At 44.4% G+C, this 24927-nt stretch carries 20 protein-coding genes and 2 pseudogenes; 14 read left to right on the forward strand and 8 right to left on the reverse strand.

What is annotated here, in order from left to right:
- Positions 1-87 precede the first annotated feature (87 nt).
- Complete coding sequence (locus ACQEXT_RS01220) at positions 88-594, forward strand: DUF3087 domain-containing protein (protein ID WP_426950276.1); 507 nt, start codon at positions 88-90, stop codon at positions 592-594.
- A gap of 168 nt (positions 595-762) precedes the next feature.
- On the opposite strand, the gene ACQEXT_RS01225 is transcribed toward ACQEXT_RS01220, so the two are convergent.
- The 3 genes from ACQEXT_RS01225 to maoP are packed head-to-tail and all read right to left on the reverse strand — an operon-like array spanning position 763 to position 4140.
- Positions 763-2769, reverse strand: coding sequence for a flavohemoglobin expression-modulating QEGLA motif protein (locus ACQEXT_RS01225; protein WP_426950277.1), 2007 nt, complete (start codon positions 2767-2769; stop codon positions 763-765).
- Entirely contained in the window at positions 2750-3790 is a 1041-nt protein-coding gene (gene gshB / locus ACQEXT_RS01230; protein ID WP_426950278.1) for a glutathione synthase, read from the reverse strand. The genes ACQEXT_RS01225 and gshB overlap by 20 nt, the downstream gene beginning before the upstream one ends.
- Entirely contained in the window at positions 3790-4140 is a 351-nt protein-coding gene (maoP, locus tag ACQEXT_RS01235) for a DUF413 domain-containing protein (RefSeq protein ID WP_138971592.1), read from the reverse strand. The genes gshB and maoP overlap by 1 nt, the downstream gene beginning before the upstream one ends.
- 316 nt (positions 4141-4456) lie before the next feature.
- Between maoP and ACQEXT_RS01240 the strand changes: the two genes are divergently transcribed.
- Positions 4457-5452, forward strand: a complete 996-nt coding sequence (locus ACQEXT_RS01240) for a zinc transporter ZntB (protein ID WP_426950279.1) — start codon at positions 4457-4459, stop codon at positions 5450-5452.
- A gap of 115 nt (positions 5453-5567) precedes the next feature.
- Here the strand turns inward: ACQEXT_RS01240 and ACQEXT_RS01245 are convergent, their stop codons facing one another.
- Positions 5568-5804 carry an alkyl sulfatase C-terminal domain-containing protein gene (locus ACQEXT_RS01245; RefSeq protein WP_426950298.1) on the reverse strand — a complete coding sequence of 79 codons (237 nt, stop codon included), beginning with the start codon at positions 5802-5804 and terminating at the stop codon, positions 5568-5570.
- On the opposite strand from ACQEXT_RS01245, the pseudogene ACQEXT_RS01250 reads away from it, so the two are divergent.
- The 3 genes and pseudogenes from ACQEXT_RS01250 to ACQEXT_RS01260 form a co-directional block, all read left to right on the forward strand.
- Positions 5770-5859: pseudogene (locus tag ACQEXT_RS01250) on the forward strand (VOC family protein); the annotation flags it as partial. The gene ACQEXT_RS01245 and the pseudogene ACQEXT_RS01250 sit on opposite strands and share 35 nt — an antisense overlap.
- Positions 5860-6094: 235 nt before the next feature.
- A complete protein-coding gene (locus tag ACQEXT_RS01255; RefSeq protein WP_426950281.1) occupies positions 6095-8191 on the forward strand; it encodes a methyl-accepting chemotaxis protein in 2097 nt (698 codons plus the stop codon).
- 177 nt (positions 8192-8368) lie between these two features.
- The gene (locus ACQEXT_RS01260) at positions 8369-9538 is read left to right on the forward strand and encodes a MerR family transcriptional regulator (protein ID WP_426950282.1); all 1170 of its coding nucleotides are present in this window, start codon (positions 8369-8371) and stop codon (positions 9536-9538) included.
- A 64-nt stretch (positions 9539-9602) separates the two neighbouring features.
- Here the strand turns inward: ACQEXT_RS01260 and ACQEXT_RS01265 are convergent, their stop codons facing one another.
- Positions 9603-10349, reverse strand: coding sequence for a TetR/AcrR family transcriptional regulator (locus tag ACQEXT_RS01265; protein WP_138971590.1), 747 nt, complete (start codon positions 10347-10349; stop codon positions 9603-9605).
- A 194-nt stretch (positions 10350-10543) separates the two neighbouring features.
- On the opposite strand from ACQEXT_RS01265, the gene ACQEXT_RS01270 reads away from it, so the two are divergent.
- From ACQEXT_RS01270 to ACQEXT_RS01310, 9 genes are all read left to right on the forward strand, one after another.
- Positions 10544-11608: an efflux RND transporter periplasmic adaptor subunit gene (locus tag ACQEXT_RS01270; RefSeq protein WP_426950283.1), complete on the forward strand. Its 1065-nt coding sequence runs from the start codon at positions 10544-10546 to the stop codon at positions 11606-11608.
- A 1-nt stretch (position 11609) separates the two neighbouring features.
- Complete coding sequence (locus ACQEXT_RS01275) at positions 11610-12665, forward strand: efflux RND transporter periplasmic adaptor subunit (protein ID WP_426950284.1); 1056 nt, start codon at positions 11610-11612, stop codon at positions 12663-12665.
- Positions 12662-15724: an efflux RND transporter permease subunit gene (locus tag ACQEXT_RS01280; protein ID WP_426950285.1), complete on the forward strand. Its 3063-nt coding sequence runs from the start codon at positions 12662-12664 to the stop codon at positions 15722-15724. The genes ACQEXT_RS01275 and ACQEXT_RS01280 overlap by 4 nt, the downstream gene beginning before the upstream one ends.
- A gap of 679 nt (positions 15725-16403) precedes the next feature.
- Positions 16404-17144 (forward strand): SDR family oxidoreductase, encoded by a 741-nt coding sequence (locus tag ACQEXT_RS01285; RefSeq protein WP_138970949.1) that lies wholly within the window; start codon positions 16404-16406, stop codon positions 17142-17144.
- A gap of 12 nt (positions 17145-17156) precedes the next feature.
- Positions 17157-18365, forward strand: a complete 1209-nt coding sequence (locus tag ACQEXT_RS01290; protein WP_426950287.1) for an acetyl-CoA C-acetyltransferase — start codon at positions 17157-17159, stop codon at positions 18363-18365.
- A gap of 35 nt (positions 18366-18400) precedes the next feature.
- Complete coding sequence (locus ACQEXT_RS01295; protein WP_138970951.1) at positions 18401-18748, forward strand: phasin family protein; 348 nt, start codon at positions 18401-18403, stop codon at positions 18746-18748.
- Between the two features lie 55 nt (positions 18749-18803).
- Positions 18804-20582, forward strand: coding sequence for a class I poly(R)-hydroxyalkanoic acid synthase (gene phaC / locus ACQEXT_RS01300; protein WP_426950288.1), 1779 nt, complete (start codon positions 18804-18806; stop codon positions 20580-20582).
- A 109-nt stretch (positions 20583-20691) separates the two neighbouring features.
- Complete coding sequence (locus tag ACQEXT_RS01305) at positions 20692-21384, forward strand: aspartate/glutamate racemase family protein (protein ID WP_138970953.1); 693 nt, start codon at positions 20692-20694, stop codon at positions 21382-21384.
- Positions 21381-22550 carry an MFS transporter gene (locus ACQEXT_RS01310; RefSeq protein WP_331418322.1) on the forward strand — a complete coding sequence of 390 codons (1170 nt, stop codon included), beginning with the start codon at positions 21381-21383 and terminating at the stop codon, positions 22548-22550. Before ACQEXT_RS01305 ends, ACQEXT_RS01310 begins: the two co-directional genes overlap by 4 nt.
- Positions 22551-22654: 104 nt before the next feature.
- On the opposite strand, the gene ACQEXT_RS01315 is transcribed toward ACQEXT_RS01310, so the two are convergent.
- The 3 genes and pseudogenes from ACQEXT_RS01315 to ACQEXT_RS01325 all read right to left on the reverse strand — a co-directional run.
- Complete coding sequence (locus tag ACQEXT_RS01315; RefSeq protein WP_331418321.1) at positions 22655-22837, reverse strand: hypothetical protein; 183 nt, start codon at positions 22835-22837, stop codon at positions 22655-22657.
- 893 nt (positions 22838-23730) lie between these two features.
- Positions 23731-24123: a hypothetical protein gene (locus tag ACQEXT_RS01320; RefSeq protein WP_331428173.1), complete on the reverse strand. Its 393-nt coding sequence runs from the start codon at positions 24121-24123 to the stop codon at positions 23731-23733.
- A pseudogene (locus ACQEXT_RS01325) lies at positions 24124-24927 on the reverse strand (hypothetical protein); the annotation flags it as partial.

The raw sequence follows: 24927 nt of genomic DNA on the forward strand, positions 1-24927 counted from the left end.
AAAATATCGCTTATTTGATTCTATTCACAATGTATAATCGTAAGTTTCTCGACGTCATGTAAATAAACGCAACACAATGGACTATTGATGAAACTACAACGAATCGACAAACAGTTATACCGTTCACGTTTGAATGTGGTTATTGTCTCATGCATCGCCTTTTTAGCCTTATCGAGCCTAGCGGTATCACAGACATTAATTTATTTATTCCCTGCCGAATCAGGCTCTCACTTCCATTGGAATCTGCTTGGCGTTGTGGTTAGTGCGCTACTCGTCGTGACCATTTTACTCAAGTTTAAAACTCATCCCAAGATGCATGAAGTCGTCTATGTATGGGAGCTTAAACAGGCGTTAAATCATATCTATCGCAAGAGTAGAGCACTGAAAGCTGCGGCAAAGGAGGGCAATCCACAGGCAATGCTTGCACTTCAGTTTAGCTATGATGGTTCACGTCAGTTATGGCAGTTGGATGACAATACCATAACGATCAATAGCCTCGAGTCGGCGCAAACAGAGCTTGATCAATGGGCGCAGGAGTTTGGCGTTGAGATAGATATTGCTCACTACCACGCAGAGATCCTAAAGTCGTTTTAACTCTCGTCTGTGCGTTGAGTGTCAGTGAACAGCAGACGCTTAACGCGCAAATTATTTGTGAGCACGAATGATTGTCTACTGTTCGTAACGACAACACAGTAGATTGAAGGCAACAAAAAGCGAGCATTACGCTCGCTTTATCTGTTAAATAGTCGCTTGTCTATAAACTTAGATTGCCAGAGACTCAATCAGATAGTCTAGCGTGGTATTGCTATCATCTTGATTGATGACAGTGGGTAAGAAAATGGGTTTCTTTAACCAACCGCGATTCATAAGCTCATCGAGCAAGTCGTGATAGCGGAAACTACACTTGCCGACATACAAGTTGTCGATAGGACGAGATTTCTCGGTCTGTAACGCCTGTAAAAAGCCTTTCAGATAGAGATGATCTTTGGTTAAACCACCACCACGATAAACACGAGTCGTTAATGAAAACGCGCTCTCTCGATCGAGTTTTAGCTCATCGACAATATAGCTGTAAGTATGATAGAAGTTCTGCTCTTTTAGCATAGAATCCACGGCGAGGACGCGCTTAGCGAGCATATTAAGGCGTTCATGAGACAAGTAACCAGACTTGTACTCGGCCAAGATAGCCAAACCTTCCTGCGAGACCGTCGAACCGGGCAACCCTAAGCGAAAGATCTTTAACGGTTGAATACGCGCATTGTAGTTGGTTGCCATATGCACACCCAGTTCATGCTGTGCTAAACGCTCTAACTCACGATCGGTAAAGTTGGCTTTGCTATTTACGTAGAGAGTCGGCGGGTTTGCCGTTACCATCGCTTTCGCTGCAAGCGTGTTGGAACCCGTAACCTTACATCTCATCCCCATCTCAGTGGCAGCCTGAGAGAGTCGTTGTAACGCGACTGACGAATCAACATGCTCGTTAACGTCTTCCTCGAGCAGTTTTGCGTAGAGCAGGAAGCGAGCGTTATCCAAATCCTTATTGTCTGGGCGACCGTGATATCTTAGTGCGTTATACAAAAATGCTTCGTTGCCAACAGACGTCAGCAAGTCCATTTTGTCATTAAGCTTCTGCACCATATCACTGTATAGATGGCGCATATCCGGGTCGGAAATGGTCTCAATCGGCAAACGGTAGAGTTTTTGTTTAAACTCGTTGACGTTGATCGGCAACTGTCGATAGCGATAATTAGGCTTATACCGACTCGGCGCTGCTTCGAAGCGTTTAAACTCTGCTTGCAAGTTTGTCGGGTTGACATATTTCAGTGTTTCGACTTTACTCGCAAGTTGATACAACTGCTTGTCGAGTGCTAGCAGATTAGGTTCGATGTTCGAACTCAACATGTCTGCCTTGCTAGTACGACGTTTTTTATTGAACTTACGCTGAACAAAAGCACTGGTCTGGCTAAATGCGGCTTTTAAACCTGACTGAAGAGCTTCAAGCACCAGTGGGAAAGGCGTCCCAGACTCTTCTTCCATAAAGACCTTTTTAACTTCAGTTGGAAGAACCAAGGTTCGGTCGAAGTGTGCGTTGGTATGCGAGATTAGATACCCACGACCTTCAAATACCGAGTCAATTTCAGCGGTAGTGGTCAAATTAGGCAAAGTAACTTTAGCGAGCTCTGAACAAAAACGTTGAACGACCGTTCCCCAACGCTCCATATCGATTTGTGAGGTTCCGATGTTAAATACCGGAGCATCACTTTTCTGGCGTTTATAGTTGTAAGAGTGCATGTCAAACACGACAACACTATCGTGCATCGATTCTAGCTTAGAAATGATGGCTTCATAGATAGTGTAGAATGCCGTGTGTTTGCGATGGCTTTCAGCACGGTGACGATCACTAAGAGGCTTCTTCCACACCAAACGATTCCACGCAGACTTATAGTAGGTACTTAACGTCAATGCACGGTTAAGATCGTACTCAAAGCGAGAATCGAGACCAACAAGTGTGATCGGCTGAGACGCGATCATATCGTCGGTAAAAGGGTCTTCCTCAAATAAACGTTCTGTTTCATTGAGCACGCAGCGGTGGGTCAGTTCATCGCGTAGACGAGAGCCTGCGTGAATCGCGGTGCAAACCACTGGTAGATACTCATCAATTTTGACTAAGCATCCAGCGTCAATAAGTTCGCCTGAAAAAGGTTGCCCTCGCTGGATCAGCGAGAGCATTTCTTTAAGAGTGTATTGCTTATGGTTCAATGTGAGCATTCTCAACTGCCGTGCGGAAGGTGCTCTTTCTTTGCTGTAGAAGGTGTTTTGAGTTAACAATGTTTTCTACAAAATCGATCACCTGACGCTGAAGACGGACACGATTCAACTTGTTGATACGCATAATACCGCCAGGGCTGAGTACGTTAACTTCAACGAGTTTATTACCGATGACATCCAGACCTGTGAAGTAGAGACCATCGCGTACTAGTTTAGGGCCAATCGCGGCACAGAGGCGTTTTTCTTCTTTGGTGATGCTGTGTTTCACCACTTTACCACCTGCGTGGACATTAGAGCGGAACTCCCCACTTGCTGGAACACGACTCATTGCGCCTATCGGCTCACCGTTAAGCATTAAGATGCGTTTGTCACCGAGTTCGGCACCTTCAATGTAATCCTGAAGAATCACATAGTTGCTTTGATCGCCTTCACCAATATAGAAGTCGAGCAAAGAGCGGAAGTTTTGTCGGGCGTTCTTTTCGATAACGATCACACCATGACCGCCAAAGCCATTAAGTGGCTTGAGGATCATTTTTTCACTGTCGCTCTCTTCTAAAACGCGCTGCAAGTATTCACGATTTTTGGATACGTGAGTGGCTGGAATGAATTCGCTTGCTGCGCCACCCATACTCGCGGTGTACAGTTTGTTGTTCGCTAGACGCAGACCTTCTAGGTCATTGATGATCAAAGTGTCGTCTTTAATCGAGTCCAAAAAGTTCAGCGCTAAGTTGTCCAAAGGTGGATTGGCACGCATAAAGATAACGTCAAAACCGGCCATTGGCAGACGCGCTTTGGAAAACTCGACTTGACGGTAGAAGGACGGAATTTTATCCGTGATCTTCTGGCCTTTTTTAATTACGTTGCAGAAACCATAAACAGTGCTGTCTCGAATAGTCAGTCCACTGGTTGTTGTGATCGCCACGGTATGTCCACGTGCTGCGCATTCGTGAACAAGGCGAAGAGTGGTATCGGTTTCTGGGCACACGCGTTCCCACGGGTACATAAGGAAACAAATGTGCATTAGTCGTCCTCTACTAGGTCATAGCTGTTATAGTCATCATCAGAGACTGTTGGTTTACTGTTTAATGTATGGAAGCGTTTTTTACCACGAGCAAGCTTTATGTATTTCATCCAAGTACGCTCTAACTTGGTGGTTGGTTCTTTCTTGCCTTGAATAACGTCTAGGAAATCAGATTCAGCTTGATTCTCTGGAGTTAACTCACCACTTTCGAGTCCGAGTAACGTTTTTCCATAAAACGTGAGTAACTGATCTTCAGCCAGAGTGAAGTCTCCAGATTTAGAAAATCCACGTGAGAAATGGACATTGTCATAGAAGTGCGTTTTACCTTGTCGAATTTCTTGAAAAGACATTGCAATCGTCTCGATTAAGTAGGGTTATTGGTATGCGAAAGATATTCGCAGTTTGGCAAAGTTAACAACAAATAATTTTTATCGTTATAACAATTCATTGTGATTAAATTGCATGATTTTATCGCCTTCATAATTACCCGATTAACAAATAAACAATAGACTAAACTGAGCCAAATGGCTCAACTCTCGCGTTTAGTTAAATCTCCTGTTGGATCGATGTACAAGGCAAACATATACTTCGGTAAATAACGCGACAGATGGCGTTAATGTTAGTGGTTTCACTCGCTATCGATGATAGATATTAATGGAATAGAAAATGTCGAGATTTGTTACGACGGACAAAGAGCCTGAGGGCTTAATTCACGCGTTGTTACTTGATGGCAATGGCGGTAGTCGAAAATTGTCATGGCAAGAAGTCAATCAGTGGGATGAATCAGAAAGTGGCTTGTGGCTGCATTTTGATTACAGTCATCAACAAGCGTGCGACTGGATAAAAAGATGCAGTGGACTCAATGAGATAGCTGTAGATGGTTTGCTGAACAGTGAAAACAGACCGCACGTGCTGACTCGGGTAAATAACCTCTTGCTCATCTTGCGAGGTGTGAATCTCAATCCTGGCTCCAATCCAGAAGATATGGTCTCGGTACGGCTGTGGACGAACGGCAAAATCTTAATCAGTAGCAGAAAAAGAATGCTGCTTTCGACACAAGATATTGTCGCCAACCTTAATGAGCATGCTGGCCCTGCAACAATCCCAGCGTTGCTGATTGAATGGACTGACCGCATCGTTGCGAGAATGAACGATACCATTAACGTCATAGAAGATAGCGTGTTAGGCGTTGAGGAAAACATATTAGATGGTGATGCGAAGCAGCTTCGTTCTCAGTTACTTCGTCTTAGACAGCAAAGTATCGGCATTCGACGTTATATTGCCCCGCAAAGAGAGGCTTTAAACCGACTGGCAGTGGAACAGTTAGCATGGCTGAGTGATGTTGACCGACTTGCGTTGCGTAGTATCGCCGACCGACAAATTCGCTATGTCGAAGATATCGATACGATAAAAGAGCGTGCTTCTATGGCGCAAGAGGAATTGCTCAGTCGTATTTCTGAGCAGCTAAACAATCGCAGCTATGTCCTGACGGTGATTGCCGCTATTTTCTTGCCTCTGGGATTCTTTACCGGACTAATGGGGATCAATGTCGGCGGGATGCCTGGTGTCGAAAATAGCATGGGCTTTTGGATTGTTGTGGCGATATGCTTTGGCGGAACTGCTCTGTTGGCAGTGTTTCTGTCGTGGAAAAAGTGGCTTTAATCAGCGTCACTTGTCTTGGATATAATGACCGCTGATCCGCCAGAACAAGTGAAAAAAGCCCGTGGATCAGGCGGGCTTTAACGTAAACAACTAATTGTGTTATGTCGCTTTTAGATTAAAGCGTGACCACCTCAAACCACATGTCAAATTGGTCAAATACGCCCATAAGCTTATTAAACTCTTCTTGATCTGACACGCTAAAGTTGCCTGCTTTGATTTCCTGTTTTAGCGTTGCTTGTTTGGTCATCATGTTCTCAAACGCCTGACGGGTCATTGAAATGGTCAAATCTGGCTGACTAAATTGCTTGTCAGTGTAGGACTTATATTTTATTGATCCGGCCGGTTTTGAAATTGAACTTATTGAATATCTAAGTGATGATCCAAAACAGCGAAACCTATCGAGTTAGATCAATAAGCAAGTGAAATTATCTTAAGGCAACAAAGCGAGCAGTAAGCTCGCTTTTTTTTGTGGGGCAGATTTAAACTACAACATAAACTACGCTAGATCATGCAAGGTTACAAAGTTGCTAAGTTCTTTGGGCTGTAAATCATATATTTATCAATTGAGAGACTGGTCTCTTATTATTACTGTGCTTTATAGGATTTCATTCGTTATAGTGGAGATGTTACTGGGGGAAATATATGAAGCAGATATCTCTTAAAGCAAAGCTATTGTTTGTTACCATCTCCATCTTGTTATTCACACAAGCGGTTGGAACATACATTAGTACCAACTCTATGTTGGAAACATCGCAACAAACCAAACAGTTGGTTTCGCAACAGGTTGAGCAGAGCGCTAACGCTCAACTACAGCTTCGAGCACAAGAAACGGCAGAGCAAGTCAGTGGTTATCTGAATCAGGCGTTTGTTGTTCCGTTAACATTGGCAGAGAGCTTTAAGTCCAGCTCTATTCATCAGGGGGGCACACCGTTTTCACGCCAGCAGGTGAAGTCTTTAAACAAAGATATGCTGATCGCTAATCCCAATGTTAATGCCGTATATAGCCAGTTTGAACCCAATGGATACGATGGCCAAGATAACGAATACATTGGTGATGAAACCCATAGCTCATCAAGCGGTACATTAGAAATCTATTGGGTTGTGGAGGATGGAGAGTTAGTGTTCTACTCCACGGAAGATCCTCAAGAGAAATACCTCGATGAAAAGGATGAGTTTGGCCAACGTGAAGCAGAATGGTACCTGTGCAGTCGAGATAGTGGACGACCATGTATCATTGAACCTTATTGGTATGAGGTCAGCGAAGGCAACGAAGTCTTGATGACGACACTTGCTGCGCCAGTGATGGCGGGCGGGCAATTTCGCGGGCTGGTTGGGGTCGATATCAACTTGCCACAGTTGCAACGCTTGGTGACGGATATTGCCAGCGAGGTGGAAGGCTCTGAAGTTGTTCTTTTAAGTAGTCAGAATCGTTTGGTCGCAGCAACGCACGTAGAAGATAAGCTAACTCGACCACTCGCTGAAGCAGACCCTAAACTTTTCGAAATGTTCAACAGTGGCCGAGATAGTGACTACCTGATCGCTTCAGCTACTGTATCCATTCCACAAGCACAGACGGAATGGACGATTGTTATTCGTCAGCCCTACCAAGTTGCAATGAAATCCTATATACAGCTAGATGGTCAGTTAGAAAAGGCGGGCTCCAGCAGTTTAAACACAATGCTCGTTGCTGCCTTGGTTGTGTTGGTTTTCGCCATCTTTGTGATGCTACTTATGGTCAATAGTTTTATTAATCCGATGACTCAAATGGCTAACAAATTCAACTCATTAGCGAGTGCGGATGGTGACCTCACTCAGTCGCTTCATGTTGAGCAACACCGAGAGCTAATAGACATGGCACGTGGCTTTAACGGATTTACCAACAAACTGAAACAGATGATCCTCGCCATCATGCAACAGTCAGATAGCCTAACCCAAGATGCCCAAGAGTTAAACCACACAGCGGCGTCAACTCGCAATGCAACGGACACTCAGAAGAGCGATATTGATAGCGTGGCAGCGGCCGTGGAAGAAATGTCTGCAACGAGTAATGAAGTGGCAGGGTTGGCGTCTAATGTTTCAAATGATGCGCAAGAAGCCTTTAATTTTCTTCAGAGTACCAGAGATATCGTTGATAGCTCGGTTCAGGAAATCATGGCACTGGCTCAAGACATGGAGAAAACATCACAGCGAATTGTTCAGGTGTCCAAACAGAGTGAGAACATCAATAGTATTTTGGAAACCATCCGTGGAATTGCGGATCAGACCAATTTGTTGGCGCTCAATGCGGCGATTGAGGCCGCTAGGGCGGGAGAACAGGGCAGAGGCTTTGCAGTCGTTGCGGATGAGGTGCGTAATCTTGCTGCGCGTACACAAGACTCTACCGTCGAAATTGATCACCTCATCCAACGTTTACAAATTGATGTAACCGATGCGGTAAAACAAATGGAACTTAGTCAGCAACGGGTAAATAGGAGCGTAGAAGGTAGCCAAAAGAGCAATGAACAGTTGAATATGGCGACTGAACGTATCAATACGATCAATGAAAATGTTACTCAGGTGGCAACGGCTGCTGAGGAGCAGAGCGCCGTGAGTCTGGAAATCAGTAATAAACTCAATGGTATCGGCAGTTCCGCTGACAATTTGCTAAGCCTTGCAAGCGAAGTGGATCATGTCAGCGAGCGATTGCAGTCTGTCGTTGCGAACCTTAACCAACAACTTGCAACACTAAAAGTTCAGTAATCAATCATAGACCCTGAGATACCAATCAGGGTCTTTTTTATCCTCCAAACCACAAATCTCATATCAGCCTTCAAATTTGAGGCTCTCAGCAAGTAAAGCGGTCGAGCTATCTGTTATTGACCTGTCTATAACTTTATAGTTTATATTCCATGACCATTGAAGGAGCGGAGAGAGTTTGTGTACAAAATTTCTGAGCTAGCAGCACTTGTTGGATTATCGCGCACAGCCTTGCTTTATTACGAAAAGCAAAAGCTGATCTCCAGTCATCGTCTATCTAACGGTTACCGTGTGTATGGTGATAAGGAGTTACAACGCGTGCGTTTGATCCAGCAATTATTGGCTGGGGGACTGACACTAAAAGAGTGCAAAGTATGCCTTGAAGCCAAGGTAGACAGGCAATTATTACGCAACCGACTTGAAGCTCTTGATATAGAAATTGAGCAGAAGCAGAAATCGCGCCGTCTTCTCGCAGCACTGCTCGGAGAAGAAGAGAGCAAAAGCTGGCATACGGGGTTAGACAAACTGGCTCCAGATGCTCATTTGGAATGGTTAATTAAGCAAGGTTTCAGCGAGAAAGAAGCGTTGCGACTTAAATGGTTATCAAAAGATATGAACGAACACGATGTATATATGGCAGACTTTATGAAAGTTTTCGAGACGCTTGAGCGTTGGGGGCCAGGTAGTGAAGTCGATACAGCCAAAGCATTTTCGTTAGTGACCTCTACACCTGAGCGGATCTTGGAGGTCGGTTGTGGCAAGGGCTTAGCTACTCAGGTATTAGCGGACGCTTGTACTGCGGAAATTGTAGCGGTCGACAATGAGCAATCAGCGTTAACGCGACTCACCGAACGTTTTTCGCAGCAAGGGATCACTCATCGTCTCGAAACAGTATGTGCAAGTATGACCGACTTGCCTTTTGATGACCTAAGCTTTGATCTTATTTGGTCAGAAGGTAGCGCATACATTATGGGAGTAGAAAAGGCTCTCAAATCTTGGCGCCCTTTACTTTCTGAACATGGGTTGTTAGTCATCAGTGATATGGTTTGGCGTGCTGCTGAGCCTAGTGATGAGGCGTTGGAATTCTGGAGCCAAGAGTATCCTGACATTCAATCTATAGAGACGCGCTTGGTTCAAATTGAACAGGCTGGTTATAAGGTGGTCAACCATTTCCCACAAAGCGCACAAGCATGGCTGAATTACTATGCGCCGTTAAAGCGTCGAGTCGCAGAGTTGGAAGCGGAAATGGGAGAGTCGCAGGCGCTAAAAGATATTAAGCGAGAAGTTAAACTGTGTACTGAACTGGCAGATGAGTTTGGCTACCACATGTTCGTTTTAGCCAAAAACTGACTCGAATAAGCCCTCTGAGCTATATTGGCGTGAGGGCTTATATCATGTGTTCTATCGACGCCGTTTACATTTCTTCAGTAAAATCTTCATCGGTATATTGGCTGCTATCAGAGCACTCGATCTCGTAAACCAGTTCAGACAGAGTTTGCGGATTGAGTACTATTTCTTGAGGCACTTCAAAGCGACATGCCATCATTCGGTTAAATATCTGCCAGTGGTTGAGCAGACAGACTTGTAATTCATTGGTCTCGTCGGACCATGTTTCTTTCATAAATGGCGTCAAACTCGCCGCACTGTGTGCAAACATAATCATCTGCCATTTAATTTCCCAGATTTTGACCTGATTTTGCGGGTGCTCTTGGTTGTATTGCTCAGCTAAACGATTGACGAGACTTTCTATTTCGCCCGAATTATCAATAAAGTAGTCAAATAGCGCGTCTTCTTGACGAACCGCGTCAGCAATAAACTGGATAGGTTGTTTGCATTCGAGCATATGCGCTAGCAAGCGCACAGCGAATAGGTACAACTTAATGTTTGAACTTACATCGCTGGGCATGTTGCCAATGATGGTTTGTATATAGCTTTCCATATAGCGATGGAGCCCATCACTAATCGAGTACCATATCTGTTCTTTGCTGCCGAAATGGTGACGGATGAGGCTATGAGATACCCCCGCCTTATCACTAATATTCCTCAGTGATACTCGCTCGTAACCCAGTTCGCAAAATAGGTCTGTAGCGACACGCATGATCTCACACTTGGTTTTTTCTGCGTCTTGGGCACTTCTTCGGCCTTGCTTTCGTTCAGTCATAGTTACCGTCAATTTCTAAAAACGCTCTCTTTCTACCAGAAAAGCGTGGGGATTTCATCAATCAAGCGCATAAATAGCATAGTACATGTCTGAATTTTATTGTACGAGTGGAAAATAAATATTGATCTGCCACACAATCTTTATATACTGCACATGCGTGTAATAAAACTCGATAACATACAGTGAGCATATCAATGAAAGGAATGATACCTGTTGCAAGGTGGGTCACGATCGCTGCGGTGGCTATTGCCGTTACGGGCTGTAACAAGGCTAACTCTGAAATAAACCAATCTATTGTTACTCCGGTAAAACTCGTTGAGATCCCTGATCTACAAAACAGTCGTTACGATCGCTTTATCGCTAATATTGATGCGACTGATCGTGCATCAATGTCGTTTCAAGTCAGCGGTGAAGTTGAGGTAGTGGACGTCAGAATGGGCAGTGTCGTGAAGAAAGGACAGCTTCTTGCTTGGCTTGATCCTACCGACTACCAACTGGCATACGATGCGAAGAACGCAGAGTATGATCTGGCGAAAACCGCCTATCAACGGGCGGTCGCACTTCATGAAAAAAATCTGATTAGTGTCGACAAATTTGATCAAAGTGAAGCGGCGTATACGGCTGCGAAAGCGGCATTTGACCAAGCGAAAACAGACTTAGAATACACTAAGATTACAGCCCCGTTTGATGGTGTCGTTTCACTTATTTTTAGCAAAGAACATCAGGTTGTCGCAGCTAACCAAGCAATTTTGAATGTGATTAATAATCGAGTTGTGGATGTGGTTTTTGCTATTCCGGTTAGTTATGCAGAGCAATATGGACTGGATCATATTGAAAACTCGGCTTTTAATGTCGTGATGGATAGCCATCCTGATCTATCGATTCCAGCACGGTTTAAAGAGATTTCTACCCAGCCTGATTCAGACACCAATAGCTACAGGGCAAGTCTGAATTTTGAACGTCCAGACAAGCTGAATTTATTACCTGGAATGACGGCACAGGTTCGCCTGCTCAATGAAAAACGCTTTGCTAAAGTCGATATCTCACCAAGCGCTTGGATTAGTAAGAGTGGTCAACATGGCCAACTCTTCAAGTTCGATCCTCAACAGCAAGTCATTACCCCCGTTGATGTCACGCTCGATGTCAACGGCAATGTTATCGCGGGTCTTCAGCAGGGCGATCTGATTGTGCAGGCGGGTGTCGAGAATCTAGTCTCAGGTCAACAAGTAAAAGCATGGACTAAAGAGGGCGGTATTTAAGATGAATCGAATTAATTGGATTGCCGCTGGCTTATCTTTGAGTTTACTCACCGCGTGTATGCCGGAAACGGAACATCGCCCACTCAATCCACTTGTTGTTGATACATTCACTGTCGCTCAAGCTACAGAGAGTCAGTTTCGTACCTTCAATGGTCAGGTGATGCCCGCAGAGCTCACACCACTCGCTTTTCGACTTGATGGTGAAATCCAGACCATGTTGGTAAAAGAGGGGGACAGGGTGAGTAAAGGTCAGGTAATCGCTGTCCTCAATGATACCAAGGTAAGGCAAAAGTTGGCTGATGCGCAGGCGCGCTATGAACTGGCGTTTAAGCAGGTTAAACGTGGTCAGGAATTACGTATCAATAAGATGATCTCTGCCGCTGAACTCGATGAACTAAGTGCAAATTTCCAATTGGCGAAAGCGAACTTGGGTGCCGCACAAGCGAGTATGGAATACACGCGCTTGAAAGCGCCTTTCGATGCGGTGGTGTCATCGGTCGATAAGAAACGACACGAAAATGTATCGCCAGGTGAACAAGTTGCGTCGGTGTACCAAAGAGCACAGGTCTACGTAAAAATCGAAGTTTCTGACTCGGTGCTGGCGTTACTTAATCCTCAAGCTCAGGCTCAAAAGTACCAACCTACGGTAACTTATGCAGGACATGATGTAAGTTACAAGGTCACGTATTTAGAGCATACCAGTGAACTTCATCCCAACAGCCAGACTTACGAATTATGGTTGAGTATGCCTCAGGTAGAGCCCAACGTTTTGCCAGGTACCAGCGCTAAAGTGTTGGTTGATCTAGCTAAAGCCGGGTTAGCGGGTTATCAGGCATACCAGATCCCAATGACATCAATCGATTCAGGTAGAGAGAGCCAAGATTTTTATATTTGGAAGCTTGTTGAAGGTAGCGCCCATCGTGTCGCCATTAATATTGACCAAATCACCGGCAATGGCGCTTTGGTATCAGACGGCATTGAGCAAGGTGATGTGTTAATCAATTCGAATCTAACAAAGCTACGTGAAGGAATGCGAATTAAGGGAGTAGAGCTGTGAGCATCGCCGAGTATTCAATTAAGAACAAAGTTATTAGCTGGCTATTCCTTATTATTTTAGCCATCGGTGGGTACACGTCATTTGAGGATTTGGGCCGCCTAGAAGATCCTGCGTTTACCATCAAAGATGCAATGATTATCTCAACCTATCCTGGCGCTAGCTCTCAGGAAGTTGAAGAAGAGCTGACATATCCATTGGAAAAGGAGATACGCAAACTACCCTATATCGATAAGATAACCTCGACGTCGTCACAGGGTATGTCACAAATAATGGTCAGTATGGAAATGGAGTATGGTCCAGACGAATTACCACAAATTTGGGATGAAATGCGCAGAAAAATCAATGATTTGAGGCCAACGCTTCCTAGTGGTGTCAATTCTATTCAGATAATCGATGACTTTGGTGATGTGTACGGAGTCATGATCATGTTGACGGGTGATGGATACGATTATGTCGAACTAAAACGATATGCAGATTACCTCAGTCGAGAGCTGGAGCTGGTAAAAGGCGTGGGCAAGGTTGCCATTGCGGGCGATCAACAAGAACAGTTGTTTGTAGAGGTATCACTGGAACGTCTAGCGGCGCTCAACCTCGATATGAACACAGTCGTTGGGCTGCTTAATCAACAAAACAGTGTGCAGGCTGCCGGTGAAGTGATGGTGAACGGTCAGACGCTAACCATTAGACCAAACGGGACGATGAACTCAGAACAAGCACTTGAAGAGCTGATTATTCATGGCCGCGATACTGGTAATCTTATTCGTCTCAAAGATGTGGCGACCATCAGTCGAGGTATACAAGAAAAACCTTCTAACGTCCTGACTTTTAACGGTAAACCAACAATTAACCTTGCAATCTCTTTTGGCGCTGGTGTCAACGTGGTCGAGGTGGGGAAAAAACTAGAAACGGAACTCGCTGCATTAGAAAGCATTCGTCCAGCAGGTGTAGAAATTAACTATTTCTATAACCAATCAGCAGAAGTTGAAAAGTCGGTAGACGACTTTTTGATCAGTCTCGGTCAAGCGGTGGCGATTGTTATTATCGTCCTGCTGTTTGCGATGGGGTTACGTAGCGGTCTGATCATTGGCGCGGTGTTGCTGCTCACCGTGATGGGGACGTTCATCTTGATGAAGCAGAATGATGTCGAGCTTCACCGTATATCGCTTGGCGCGCTAATTATTGCGCTAGGTATGCTGGTGGACAATGCCATCGTCGTGGTTGAAGGTATTTTGGTTGGCTTAAAGCGTGGCAAGAGCAAATTACAGGCATCAATCGATATTACCAAACAGACTCAGTGGCCTCTGCTCGGCGCGACCATTATCGCGATTACCGCGTTTGCTCCGATTGGATTGTCACAGGACGCGACGGGCGAATTTATGGGCTCGTTGTTCTGGGTACTTTGCTATTCATTGTTTTTGAGCTGGATTACTGCGCTGACGCTCACGCCATTCCTAGCAGACTTGCTACTAAAGGAGCAAGAGGGGAACACGGATGAACAAGATGCTGATCCTTACAAAGGCATTCTGTTTGTGCTTTTTGGTGCTAGTTTGAGGTTTGCACTGCGTTTCCGATGGCTTACTGTGATTAGCATGGTTGCTTTGTTAGCGGCTGCGGTAGTGGGTTTTGGCATGGTGAAACAGCAGTTCTTTCCGCCGTCTAACACACCTATGTTCTACATCGATATGTGGATGCCTGAAGGAACCGATATTCGAGAGACCATCAAGGAAACCAAAAAGGTAGAAAGCTACATTCGGCAGTATGACAGCGTTGAGTTTGTTTCAACGACGACGGGGCAGGGATTACAACGTTTTGCTTTGACCTATCAGCCAGAAAAGAGCTATGAAGCCTATTCACAATTGCAGGTGCGTACCCATGATCGTGAGGCGATGTTTGGTCTGCTTGAGGAGCTAGATGCCCATTTATCGACACGATTCAACCAGCCGACTTTTCAATTTAAGCTGATGGAGTTTGGTCCTTCACCTGCATCGAAGATTGAAGCGAGAATAGCAGGCCCTGACCCTCAAGTACTGCGTGATATCGCTGTACAGGTAGAAGATGTATTACTGCAAGACCCGGGAGCACGTAATGTGCGTCACGATTGGCGTGAACGGACTAAAGAATTAGTACCGCAGTTCAATGAATCGAAGGCGCGTCGTCTTGGCATCTCTAAGCAAGAAGTCTCTGAAACCTTACAGATGGCGTTTGGCGGAACACCAATCGGCTTATTGCGTGATGGCACACATAGACTGCCGATTATTGCACGACTACCCGAGCAAGAGCGTGTTGATTTTGAATCACTAGCCAATGTGAAAATCTGGAGCCCGACACTGCAAAGTTACGTTCCGGTTGAACAGGTGATAGATGGTGTCACCTTAGACTGGCAAGAACCACTCATTCAACGCCGTGATAGAAAACGCACGCTAACGGTGCTGGCAGACCATGATGTGCTTGGTCATGAAACACCTGCTAGTTTATTCAACCGAGTTAGACCGGCTGTGGAGGCTATCTCGTTACCAGATGGCTATGAGATTACTTGGGGTGGTGAGTATGAATCATCAAAAGACGCACAAGAGGCTCTGTTTGGTTCGTTACCTATGGGTTACTTGCTGATGTTTATCATCACTATGTTGTTGTTCAACTCATTGAGAAAACCACTGGTGATCTGGTTTACCGTTCCGCTATCTATCATTGGTATTTCAATCGGTTTATTAGCGATGGATATGCCTTTTAGTTTCACGGCGTTTCTTGGCTTACTAAGTCTGAGCGGAATGATTTTGAAAAACGGTATCGTATTGTTGGATCAAATCAATATAGAGCTCTCGTCAGGTAAGGAACCTTACCAAGCGGTATTTGATAGCGCGATATCACGTGTAAGACCTGTAAGCATGGCAGCTTTAACCACCATACTCGGAATGATTCCTTTGGTGTTTGACGCATTTTTTGGCTCAATGGCAATTACGATTATGGCGGGTCTTGGATTCGCGACGGTACTGACCCTTATTGTCGTACCGGTATTGTTTGCCATTCTTTACCGAATCAAACCATCCACTGCCGGATAATTCATGGATTGAACCTCGATTCGATTTAAGCCAGCCCGAAAGAAATTTCGGGCTTTTTTATCTTTCTATAGTCGATAATTGACACAAATTGATATTGAATAGAATTAAATTAATATCATCACATCATTAAACAAAATATCATTCCTTACTATACTAAAGTATGACTATATAGTTCTTGTTGATTGTTAATTTAATCATTAACTTACATTTAATAAGCCATCTTCATCTCAATTATTATTCTTATCGTTAATACTAATGACTATATTGATAGTCTGATAATTAACTACTCATTTTCAAACTATACTGCATGATAATCATTGTCATTAAACAAGTGATGAAGACTAATGAAATAAGTGCAAATACTAATATACCGTGCAAAAACAGCAAGATAGATGTTATTGATAGAATGGGAGTTTAATTAAAGTCTAGTTTAATCAATTGGATAGCGATTGTTAACAAGGATATAACATTTCATTCCATATGAGACCTTGTTCACCTTTATGCATAAAAAGTGAAAAAATATTTGAAGTGTAATAATTAGGTATTAGCTTAGTTTAATAAGAGGCAAGCAAAAAGCCTTAGATTATTTATTCTATGTTTGTCGCAATGACAAATATATAACGAGAGCTTTTCAATATTTGTTTGGGTTATTAATTGCTGTAAAGAATGGAGTCTCTTAATGAAGAAGATCGCTTTGATCACTGGATCGAAAGGCGGAATTGGTTCTGCTATTTCCTCACAACTCGTCGAGGATGGCTACCGAGTCATCGCCACTTACTATACTGGTAATTATGAGTGTGCGTTGGAATGGTTTAATGAAAAAGGATTTAACCAAGATCAGGTTCGATTGTTTGAGCTTGACGTAACAGACACCGAGCAATGTGCTGAGCGACTGGCTAAATTGCTTGAGGAAGAGGGAACGATTGACGTGATCGTCAATAATGCTGGGATCACCCGAGATGGTCTGTTTAAAAAAATGTCTCCTTCTGCGTGGCGAGATGTTATCGAAACCAACCTTAATAGTGTTTTCAATGTTACTCAGCCCCTATTTTCTGCGATGTGTGAAAAGGGGAATGGTCGCGTAATCAACATCTCTTCAGTCAACGGTCTTAAAGGACAGTTTGGTCAAACTAACTACTCTGCAGCTAAAGCCGGAATGATCGGTTTTTCTAAAGCACTTGCAGCGGAAGGTGCTCGAAGTGGTGTGACGGTTAACGTTGTGGCACCAGGTTATACCGGCACTCCTATGGTCGAAGATATGCGTCCAGAAGTGCTCGAATCAATTAAAGAGCAGATCCCGATGCGACGTCTTGCCACGCCTCACGAAATTGCACAATCCGTCTCTTATTTGGTCAGTGATGCTGGAGCCTACATTACAGGGGAAACACTCTCTGTAAATGGCGGCTTATACATGAATTAAAGGGACGATTAGATGGAAAAAATATTTATTGTAGCGGCAAAACGCACACCAATCGGCGCTTTCGGTGGCTCGTTGAAAGACATTTCTGCCGGCAATCTAGCGTCAATTGCCATCAAAGCAGCGATTGCTGACAGTGGCGTTAAGGTTGACGCGATCGATGAAGTCATTGTCGGCAACGTGGTGAGTGCCGGACAAGGTATGGGCGTTGGTCGACAAGCTGCGATTTACGCTGGTATTCCGCATCAAGTGCCTGCTTATTCACTCAATATGGTGTGTGGCAGTGGTATGAAGACGGTGATGGATGCCGCAAGCCACATCAAAGCCGGTGATGCAAATATCGTGGTAGCAGCTGGTGTAGAAGTAATGTCTCAAATCCCATTCACAGCACCATCAAGTATTCGAGATGGCCACAAAATGGGCAATATGAATCTGACCGACCTACTGATTAACGACGGGCTGACGGATGTTTATAACCAATACCATATGGGGGTTACGGCTGAAAACGTGGCCAAATTGGTGGGTATTAGCCGTCAGCAGCAAGATGAATATGCATTGGCAAGTCAGTTAAAAGCGGTGTCTGCAATTGAGGCGGGTATGTTTAAGCAAGAGATCGTCTCGGTTGATGTTAAAAAACGTCGTGAAACCGTCGTGTTCGATACTGATGAATATCCAAAGCCTGACGCGACTCTGACTGGTTTGTCAAACCTGCGTCCAGCGTTTGATAAAGAAGGGACCGTTACCGCCGGCAATGCGTCAGGAATCAATGATGGCGCCAGTGCCATCATCGTCGCAAGTGAATCGGCGGTGAAGGATCACGGGCTTACACCAATCGCTGAAGTCGTTAGCTATGCTCAGTCTGGACTTGAACCCGAAATCATGGGACTTGGCCCTGTTGAAGCTGTCAGCCTCGCATTGCAAAAAGCGCAACTGACTACAGATGATATTGGTGTCTATGAGCTCAATGAAGCGTTTGCTGCTCAGGCACTGGGTGTGATTCACCAACTGGCTGAAAAGCACGGTGTGTCAGTCTCCTCAATTCTTGATAAAGCCAATGTTAATGGCGGTGCAATAGCACTTGGTCATCCACTCGGGGCCTCCGGAAACAGAATTCTAGTTTCACTCATTCATGAACTTAATCGCAGTGGAAATCAATACGGTGTCGCTTCACTTTGTGTTGGCGGCGGTATGGGGACTGCTGTTGTTATCAAATCAATTAACTAACCCAATTAAATGGACTTAACTTAGGAGTACCAACCATGTACACAGATTTTTTCAAGACGTTTGCAGATCAAACAGAAAAGACAATGGAACCATACGTAAAATTCAACAAGCTAGTGACAAAGAATGTTGAAGTACTCACTGAGCTTCAGCTTAACGCTATTCGTACTTACAGCGATATGGGTCTCGCTCAGATGAAAGCAGCCAGTGAAATCAAAGATGCGACGTCACTGACCGCTTTTAGTGGTCAGCAGCTAGCGGCACTAACCAAACTTTCTCAACAGATGATGGACGACAGCAACAAGCTTCAGGCGATTGCGAAAGAGTTCAAAGACGATGTTGAGCAAATGACATCGGAAAACCTTAAGACAGTGACTCCTGCATAACACTGACTTTTTTGCCGCCGAAAGGCGGCTCTTTTCCGATCTTAGGAGTCGTTATATGTTACAAAACTTCTTTTCGGACTACCTTGTTAAGCTCCAAGAAACCAATCAAAAGTGGTGGGAAGATCTAGAGTTGAGCAGGGCAGCCGCAAACTCCCCACTCAATAAAGCAATGCAAGAGGTTAACCTCGAAGATACCGCCAAGTTATTCGAAAGCGCGGCGAATCAGCCTGCGGCATTGCTTAAAATTCAGGCCGAGTGGTGGCAACAGCAGTTGCAGATTTGGCAAAATGTCGCGCTTACGGCCAACACAGAGGACGTCGTCAGCGCAGAGAAAGGTGACAAGCGCTTCTCTAACGAAGAGTGGCAAAAAGACATCTTTTTTAATTTCATCAAACAGTCTTATCTACTGTTTAGCAAAACCTATCTTGAGACAATCAACAGCATTGAAGGACTTGATGAGAAAAGCAAAGAGCGCATTAGTTTTTTTTCTAGACAAGCCATCAATGCACTGTCACCAAGCAATTACATTGCGACCAATCCAGAATTACTTAAGCTGACACTAGAACAAAACGGTGAGAACTTATTAGCGGGTTTGGAACAACTGAAAGAAGATGTTGAGTCGAGTGCGGATATTCTCAAGATTCGTATGACCAACAATAATGCGTTCCGATTAGGTGAGGATATTGCCAATACCCAAGGTGACATCGTGTTTCGCAACGAATTGTTTGAACTGATTCAGTACCGCCCGTTGACGGAAACGGTCAACGCGACACCGTTATTGATTGTTCCGCCTTTTATCAATAAATACTACATCCTCGATCTGCGAGAAAAGAACTCTATGGTTCGCTGGTTACTGGAACAGGGACACGCGGTATTTATGATCTCATGGCGTAACCCAGGGAAGTCTCAGCAGCATGTCGAGTTTGGCGACTATGTCACTGAAGGTGTCGTGAAAGCGGTCAGTGCCATTGAAGATATCACCGGTCAGGAACAGATTAACGCCGCAGGCTACTGTATTGGCGGGACGGTTCTGGCAAGCACGGTTGCCTACTACGCTGCGAAGCGAATGAAGAAACGCATTAAGAGCGCGTCCTTCTTCACTACCTTGCTCGATTTCTCGCAGCCTGGTGAAGTGGGGGCGTACATTAACGATACCATCATCAATGCAATCGAAGTGCAGAATAACGCCAAAGGTTACATGGACGGACGCTCGTTGAGTGTCACTTTCAGCCTGTTACGTGAAAACAGCCTGTACTGGAATTACTACGTAGATAATTATCTTAAAGGCAATAGCCCGGTAGATTTTGATCTGTTGTATTGGAACAGTGACAGCACGAACGTCGCGGCGGATACGCATAACTTTATGTTAAGAGAGCTATATCTCAACAATAAGTTGGTGGCGGATAAAGGCGTTAAAGTTGGCGGTGTATGGATCGACCTGAATAAAATCAAGATCCCAAGTTACTTCGTTTCAACTAAAGAAGACCATATCGCCTTGTGGCAGGGCACCTATCGTGGTGCGCTCAACGTTGGCGGAAACAAAACCTTTGTGCTTGGTGAATCGGGTCATATTGCTGGTATTGTTAACCATCCAGCCAAAGAGAAGTATGGGTACTGGACGAACGATTCTCTGGACGATAGTGCAGAGGAGTGGTTGTCAAATGCTTCCCATAGTGAGGGGTCATGGTGGACGCATTGGCACCAGTGGTTGTTGTCGTTCAATCCAGACGAACAGGTAGCGCCATTTACGGTAGGAAATGAACAGTTCCCTGCAATTGAAGCAGCGCCTGGACAATACGTCAAACAGACCTTACCGATCACGTCGGACAACTAGTCTGTTCAGTGCAAGATTAAAGCCTCTGGTTAACCACCAGAGGCTTTTTGTTTGTATTCTCTACATCAATCTGTTTTAGTGGGTTTAACTGGTTAGGAGAGGGAACGGAATGAAAACCATCGGTATTATTGGCGGAATGAGCTGGGAGTCGACAGTGACGTATTACAAACAGCTTAATCAAGGTATAAAAAGTGCGTTAGGCGGTTTGCACTCGGCAAAAGTGGTACTCAATAGTGTCGACTTTGCTGAAATTGAAGCGCTACAACGCTCAGGCGACTGGCAAGCCAATGCTGATATTCTCTGTCAGGCGGCGCAGTCTTTAGAACGAGCGGGCGCAGAATTTGTTCTTATCGCGACCAACACCATGCACAAAGTGGCGCAGCAGGTTGAAGAGTCGATCTCCATCCCGCTTCTCCATATTGCGGATGCGACTGGTGAGGCGTTAACAGAGCAGGGAATCACTAAAATTGGCCTATTAGGCACAGCATATACGATGGATCAGGGCTTCTATAAGCAACGTCTAACCGATAAATATGGTATTGAAGTTGTGGTTCCAAATGGCGTTCAGCGTCAACTCGTTCATACCGTGATATACGATGAACTCTGTCAAGGGCAGATCAGTCAACGTTCCAAGGATGACTTTCTCACCATTATTGACGACCTCTATGCCGATGGAGCACAAGGGGTGATCCTTGGTTGTACCGAGATTGGTTTACTGGTTGAACAGGCAGACACGCGAGTGCCTTTGTTCGATACCGTAATGATTCACGTTGAGGCTGCGGTAAAAGAGGCACTGCGATGAATCGTAACGTTTGGCTTTTATCGCTGTGCCAAGCGCTATTAATGACTGGCAATATCCTTTTGATTTCTGTTATTGGATTGGTAGGAAAAACACTGGCTCCCAATAGCAGTCTGATTACGTTACCTGTCGCAGTACAATTTCTAGGTTTGATGAGCGCGACGATTCCAGCTTCTTTGATCATGGGTAAGCTGGGGCGTAGAAAAGGGTTTAGCATTGGTAATATCATCGGTATTAGCGGAGCCAGCTTAGCGACATATGCTTTGTCTATAAAGGCTTTCTCTCTGTTTTGCGCAGGTACTTTCTTGTTGGGGATTGGGATCGGTTTTGGCACCCTGTACCGATTTGCAGCCATTGAAGTGTGTGATGAAAGTGCAAGGCATCGTGCGATATCGATCTCAATGGCTGGTGGCGTGTTGGCCGCCATACTGGGTCCAAACTTGGCCATCTACTCTCAGCAATGGTCCTCCGATGGGCTTTATGTTGGGGCATTTATGGCACTGATTGTCCTGAATATTTGTGCGCTTTGCTTATTGCAAACTATTCAGTTCCCTAAGCCACTGTCAGCGACGCAAGTCACCAAAGTCGACTCATTAGCGACGATCATCACAGCGCCCAACTTTATGGTGTCCGTGTTCGCTGCAATGGTGGCATATGCGGTCATGAATATCCTGATGACGGCGACACCGCTCGCTATGATTGGTTGCGGCTTCGATTTTAATAAAGCGGCGGGCGTGATCGAATGGCACGTTCTGGGTATGTTCGTTCCTGCGTTCTTTACCGGCCGTCTGATAGAACGCTTTGGTGCCAGAAGAATGATATTGTCGGGCGGCTTACTGTTTATTCTATGTATTGCCATCAATATACATGGTCAGTCGATTTGGCACTTCAGCTTGGCTCTGGTTCTCTTAGGTGTCGGCTGGAACTTTATGTTTATTGCGGCAACCGGATTGTTTAGTCAATCTTACCAAAGTCACAATAAGTCGAAAGCTCAGGCATTTAACGAATTTTTTGTCTTTAGCTGTGTGACGATCACGGCCTTAATGTCAGGGTGGTTAGAGGCATCCGTAGGTTGGCGGACGATGAATGTCTACGTATTGCCATTTGTGTTAGCTGTGATTGTTGTGTTTGGCGTTAATACCTACAAAACAAGTAAATTAGCGGCTTAATTCAGCGTTAGATGAGGAAGGCAGGGGGATACCTGCCTTGTTTATATAGTGAATTTTTGTCAGTTACTCAGAAGAAAAGGAGAATAGAAAAGTGATTCTGAGTATTAGAATTGTGATGAAATAAGTTCTACAAGTTCATTTTCGGTTTCCGGCATTTTTTCGAGTTCTATTGAACACGAAGCGCCGCCTTTGAGCATATATGCGGTTGTTGTGCAGTGGTCATGGTGAAACCATTTTCCATTAACGCAAACATCTGTGTAGCAGCGTGGGTCTTGTTTCAGTTCCATTGGCATCTTCCTTGTTACTTTCCTGTTAACGCAATGTCAAAATAACCTCAATTGATTGAATGAAAAATGATCTAAATCAATTCGGAATGAGAACTAGACAAAGGTTGTAGTGATTGGCAGTAGTTATCAATCTCTTTATTTTTCGGTAACTCGTGCATACGGTGGCACAATTGGTCTAAAGGAATGTTTATCGTTTTTTTAGCTGTTAAAAAGTAATTGATCTCACAGCCAATATTTCAATGACTATGGGGCTTTGTTGCCGAATTCAGCTTAAGAGCGAACGCTCGCTAGAACGTTCGCATTTTAAATAGCATAATTCGTTTTGGCTCTGATAGTAAAACGGCATTAAGAGAGATTGAAGAGTTACAGGGTTTTTCTAAGGCTCTTTCTGTTTTTTTAGGTGCATCTGCAATGTTAGATATTTTTGGTGGCAATGGAGTGTTGATGTCCTCCTATAAGATTTACACCACAGACGAAAGGGGAACTAGAAACTATCAGAAATATTGATGAACGGCTCGAGAGTTATAATCTTGAGGTTGATCTATTATCAATATACGACAAGTTGAAAGTAGAGTAGTAAAAGTACGATAACGATAAACATGATCATAGAAGTTGCTTTTATTAACTTAGGATTATGGTCAGTAAAGTCAGAGTACATGTAGGCTAAAATTAGTAATGATGGGAGGCCTATGAACAAGGGCCCTATCTTTGAGTGCTTAGGGAGACTAACTAAAGTTATCAAGCTTATGGACCCTGTAAATAATTCTGTGTAACTGTCGGGGTTACATATATTCAGTGAGTCGGTCTTCGAACACTCTCTTCTTAAATTCAACATTGTGACTAAATCAGTTGCAGGTGGTGTCACTCACGCACCTAATTTCAACCCAGAATAGTTAAATGATATTAAACAGTTTACCGAGTAAACCAAAACAAAAAACACCGATCCAGCTCCACATGCCTAACGCATTAACCCACATAAATATTTTGAACTTAGTTGAGTTCGTTGTTGAACGCTTACGAATGAATGGGTATTTAAACCAATAATCAAAACAACGACTGCCAATCTCCCAAGATAACTGGTACTTCGGGCGCATATAGCCTTTTTCGTCATAATATTTATCTAGGTCTTTAGCTAATTGTTTATCCATGAAAATAATATGCTTAAAGCTACCTAAAGATACGATCGCATTCATAATGACAGCCGGCACAGCCCAAATGATGGCATACCCTCCCAAAATAGCCGCTGGAATCATGATAAAGAACTCCCACCAAACAGCGTTTGACATTTATTCAACCACCCATTCATAGATATCATAAGCAAGATCACCTCCAGCTTTACCGGTAGTAGATCCAATAATACCGCCAATGGCGCCACCAATAACTACGCCACCGATTGTGGCGATCGCTAGAGCAGGAGCTGAAGCTGTCACACCAATAACCAAAGCAATCGCGACTCCAACGCCAGCAACTCCGCCTTTTACTCCACCATACCAACCACCAATAAATCCAGCTATCTCTCTAGTCGTCGTCTTACCACAATCCCCAGATCCATCCACCTTGCACGCTTCAAAAATGTTATCGACACCACTGACGGCACCCACAAGTAAACCTACATAACCCACACCTCTGGCGGCAGAAATTCCAAGAGCAATATTACCAATCCGCTTCCCTAATTCTTTCACAAAACCCGTGTTTAGAATTTCATCCGCATTGTGAACGACTGATTTAGTGGAGAGGCTTAAATTGCGTTTAATTTGCGTGTAGATAGGCAGTTGAACGCTACGTTTGGATAGCATTGCAAAGGAACCATCCAGTTTTTTAAACAATGCGGAACGCTGATCAAAAAATCGCTGATTATTGGCATAGCCCACTTTTTGATTGGTTTCGACATGCTGCACATACAGGCCATTTATTTCTAATAGGACATTTTGAATATTCTTAAGGTTTTGCTCAACGATTGCAGACGTTGCACCAACCCCCACCGCTACCTGAGCATAATAATCATTGGGTAAGCCATCCGATTCAATCCGCTCTTCCAGTTGATGAGAGAAAAGCTCGAAGTGACGGTTGAGTGTCGCTACCTCCTCATC

This window comes from Vibrio sp. TRT 29B02 (assembly GCF_050113655.1).
Classification (GTDB): domain Bacteria; phylum Pseudomonadota; class Gammaproteobacteria; order Enterobacterales; family Vibrionaceae; genus Vibrio.

Excerpts from the sequence above, each read along its gene's own strand:
- ACQEXT_RS01220 (WP_426950276.1), top strand. The coding sequence starts at position 88 with ATGAAACTACAACGAATCGACAAACAGTTATACCGTTCACGTTTGAAT.
- ACQEXT_RS01320 (WP_331428173.1), bottom strand. The coding sequence starts at position 24,123 with ATGTCAAACGCTGTTTGGTGGGAGTTCTTTATCATGATTCCAGCGGCT.
- maoP (WP_138971592.1), bottom strand. The coding sequence starts at position 4,140 with ATGTCTTTTCAAGAAATTCGACAAGGTAAAACGCACTTCTATGACAAT.
- gshB (WP_426950278.1), bottom strand. The coding sequence starts at position 3,790 with ATGCACATTTGTTTCCTTATGTACCCGTGGGAACGCGTGTGCCCAGAA.
- ACQEXT_RS01305 (WP_138970953.1), top strand. The coding sequence starts at position 20,692 with ATGAAAACCATCGGTATTATTGGCGGAATGAGCTGGGAGTCGACAGTG.
- ACQEXT_RS01285 (WP_138970949.1), top strand. The coding sequence starts at position 16,404 with ATGAAGAAGATCGCTTTGATCACTGGATCGAAAGGCGGAATTGGTTCT.
- ACQEXT_RS01255 (WP_426950281.1), top strand. The coding sequence starts at position 6,095 with ATGAAGCAGATATCTCTTAAAGCAAAGCTATTGTTTGTTACCATCTCC.
- phaC (WP_426950288.1), top strand. The coding sequence starts at position 18,804 with ATGTTACAAAACTTCTTTTCGGACTACCTTGTTAAGCTCCAAGAAACC.
- ACQEXT_RS01315 (WP_331418321.1), bottom strand. The coding sequence starts at position 22,837 with ATGGAACTGAAACAAGACCCACGCTGCTACACAGATGTTTGCGTTAAT.
- ACQEXT_RS01290 (WP_426950287.1), top strand. The coding sequence starts at position 17,157 with ATGGAAAAAATATTTATTGTAGCGGCAAAACGCACACCAATCGGCGCT.
- ACQEXT_RS01275 (WP_426950284.1), top strand. The coding sequence starts at position 11,610 with ATGAATCGAATTAATTGGATTGCCGCTGGCTTATCTTTGAGTTTACTC.
- ACQEXT_RS01265 (WP_138971590.1), bottom strand. The coding sequence starts at position 10,349 with ATGACTGAACGAAAGCAAGGCCGAAGAAGTGCCCAAGACGCAGAAAAA.
- ACQEXT_RS01310 (WP_331418322.1), top strand. The coding sequence starts at position 21,381 with ATGAATCGTAACGTTTGGCTTTTATCGCTGTGCCAAGCGCTATTAATG.
- ACQEXT_RS01295 (WP_138970951.1), top strand. The coding sequence starts at position 18,401 with ATGTACACAGATTTTTTCAAGACGTTTGCAGATCAAACAGAAAAGACA.
- ACQEXT_RS01270 (WP_426950283.1), top strand. The coding sequence starts at position 10,544 with ATGAAAGGAATGATACCTGTTGCAAGGTGGGTCACGATCGCTGCGGTG.
- ACQEXT_RS01225 (WP_426950277.1), bottom strand. The coding sequence starts at position 2,769 with ATGCTCACATTGAACCATAAGCAATACACTCTTAAAGAAATGCTCTCG.
- ACQEXT_RS01240 (WP_426950279.1), top strand. The coding sequence starts at position 4,457 with ATGTCGAGATTTGTTACGACGGACAAAGAGCCTGAGGGCTTAATTCAC.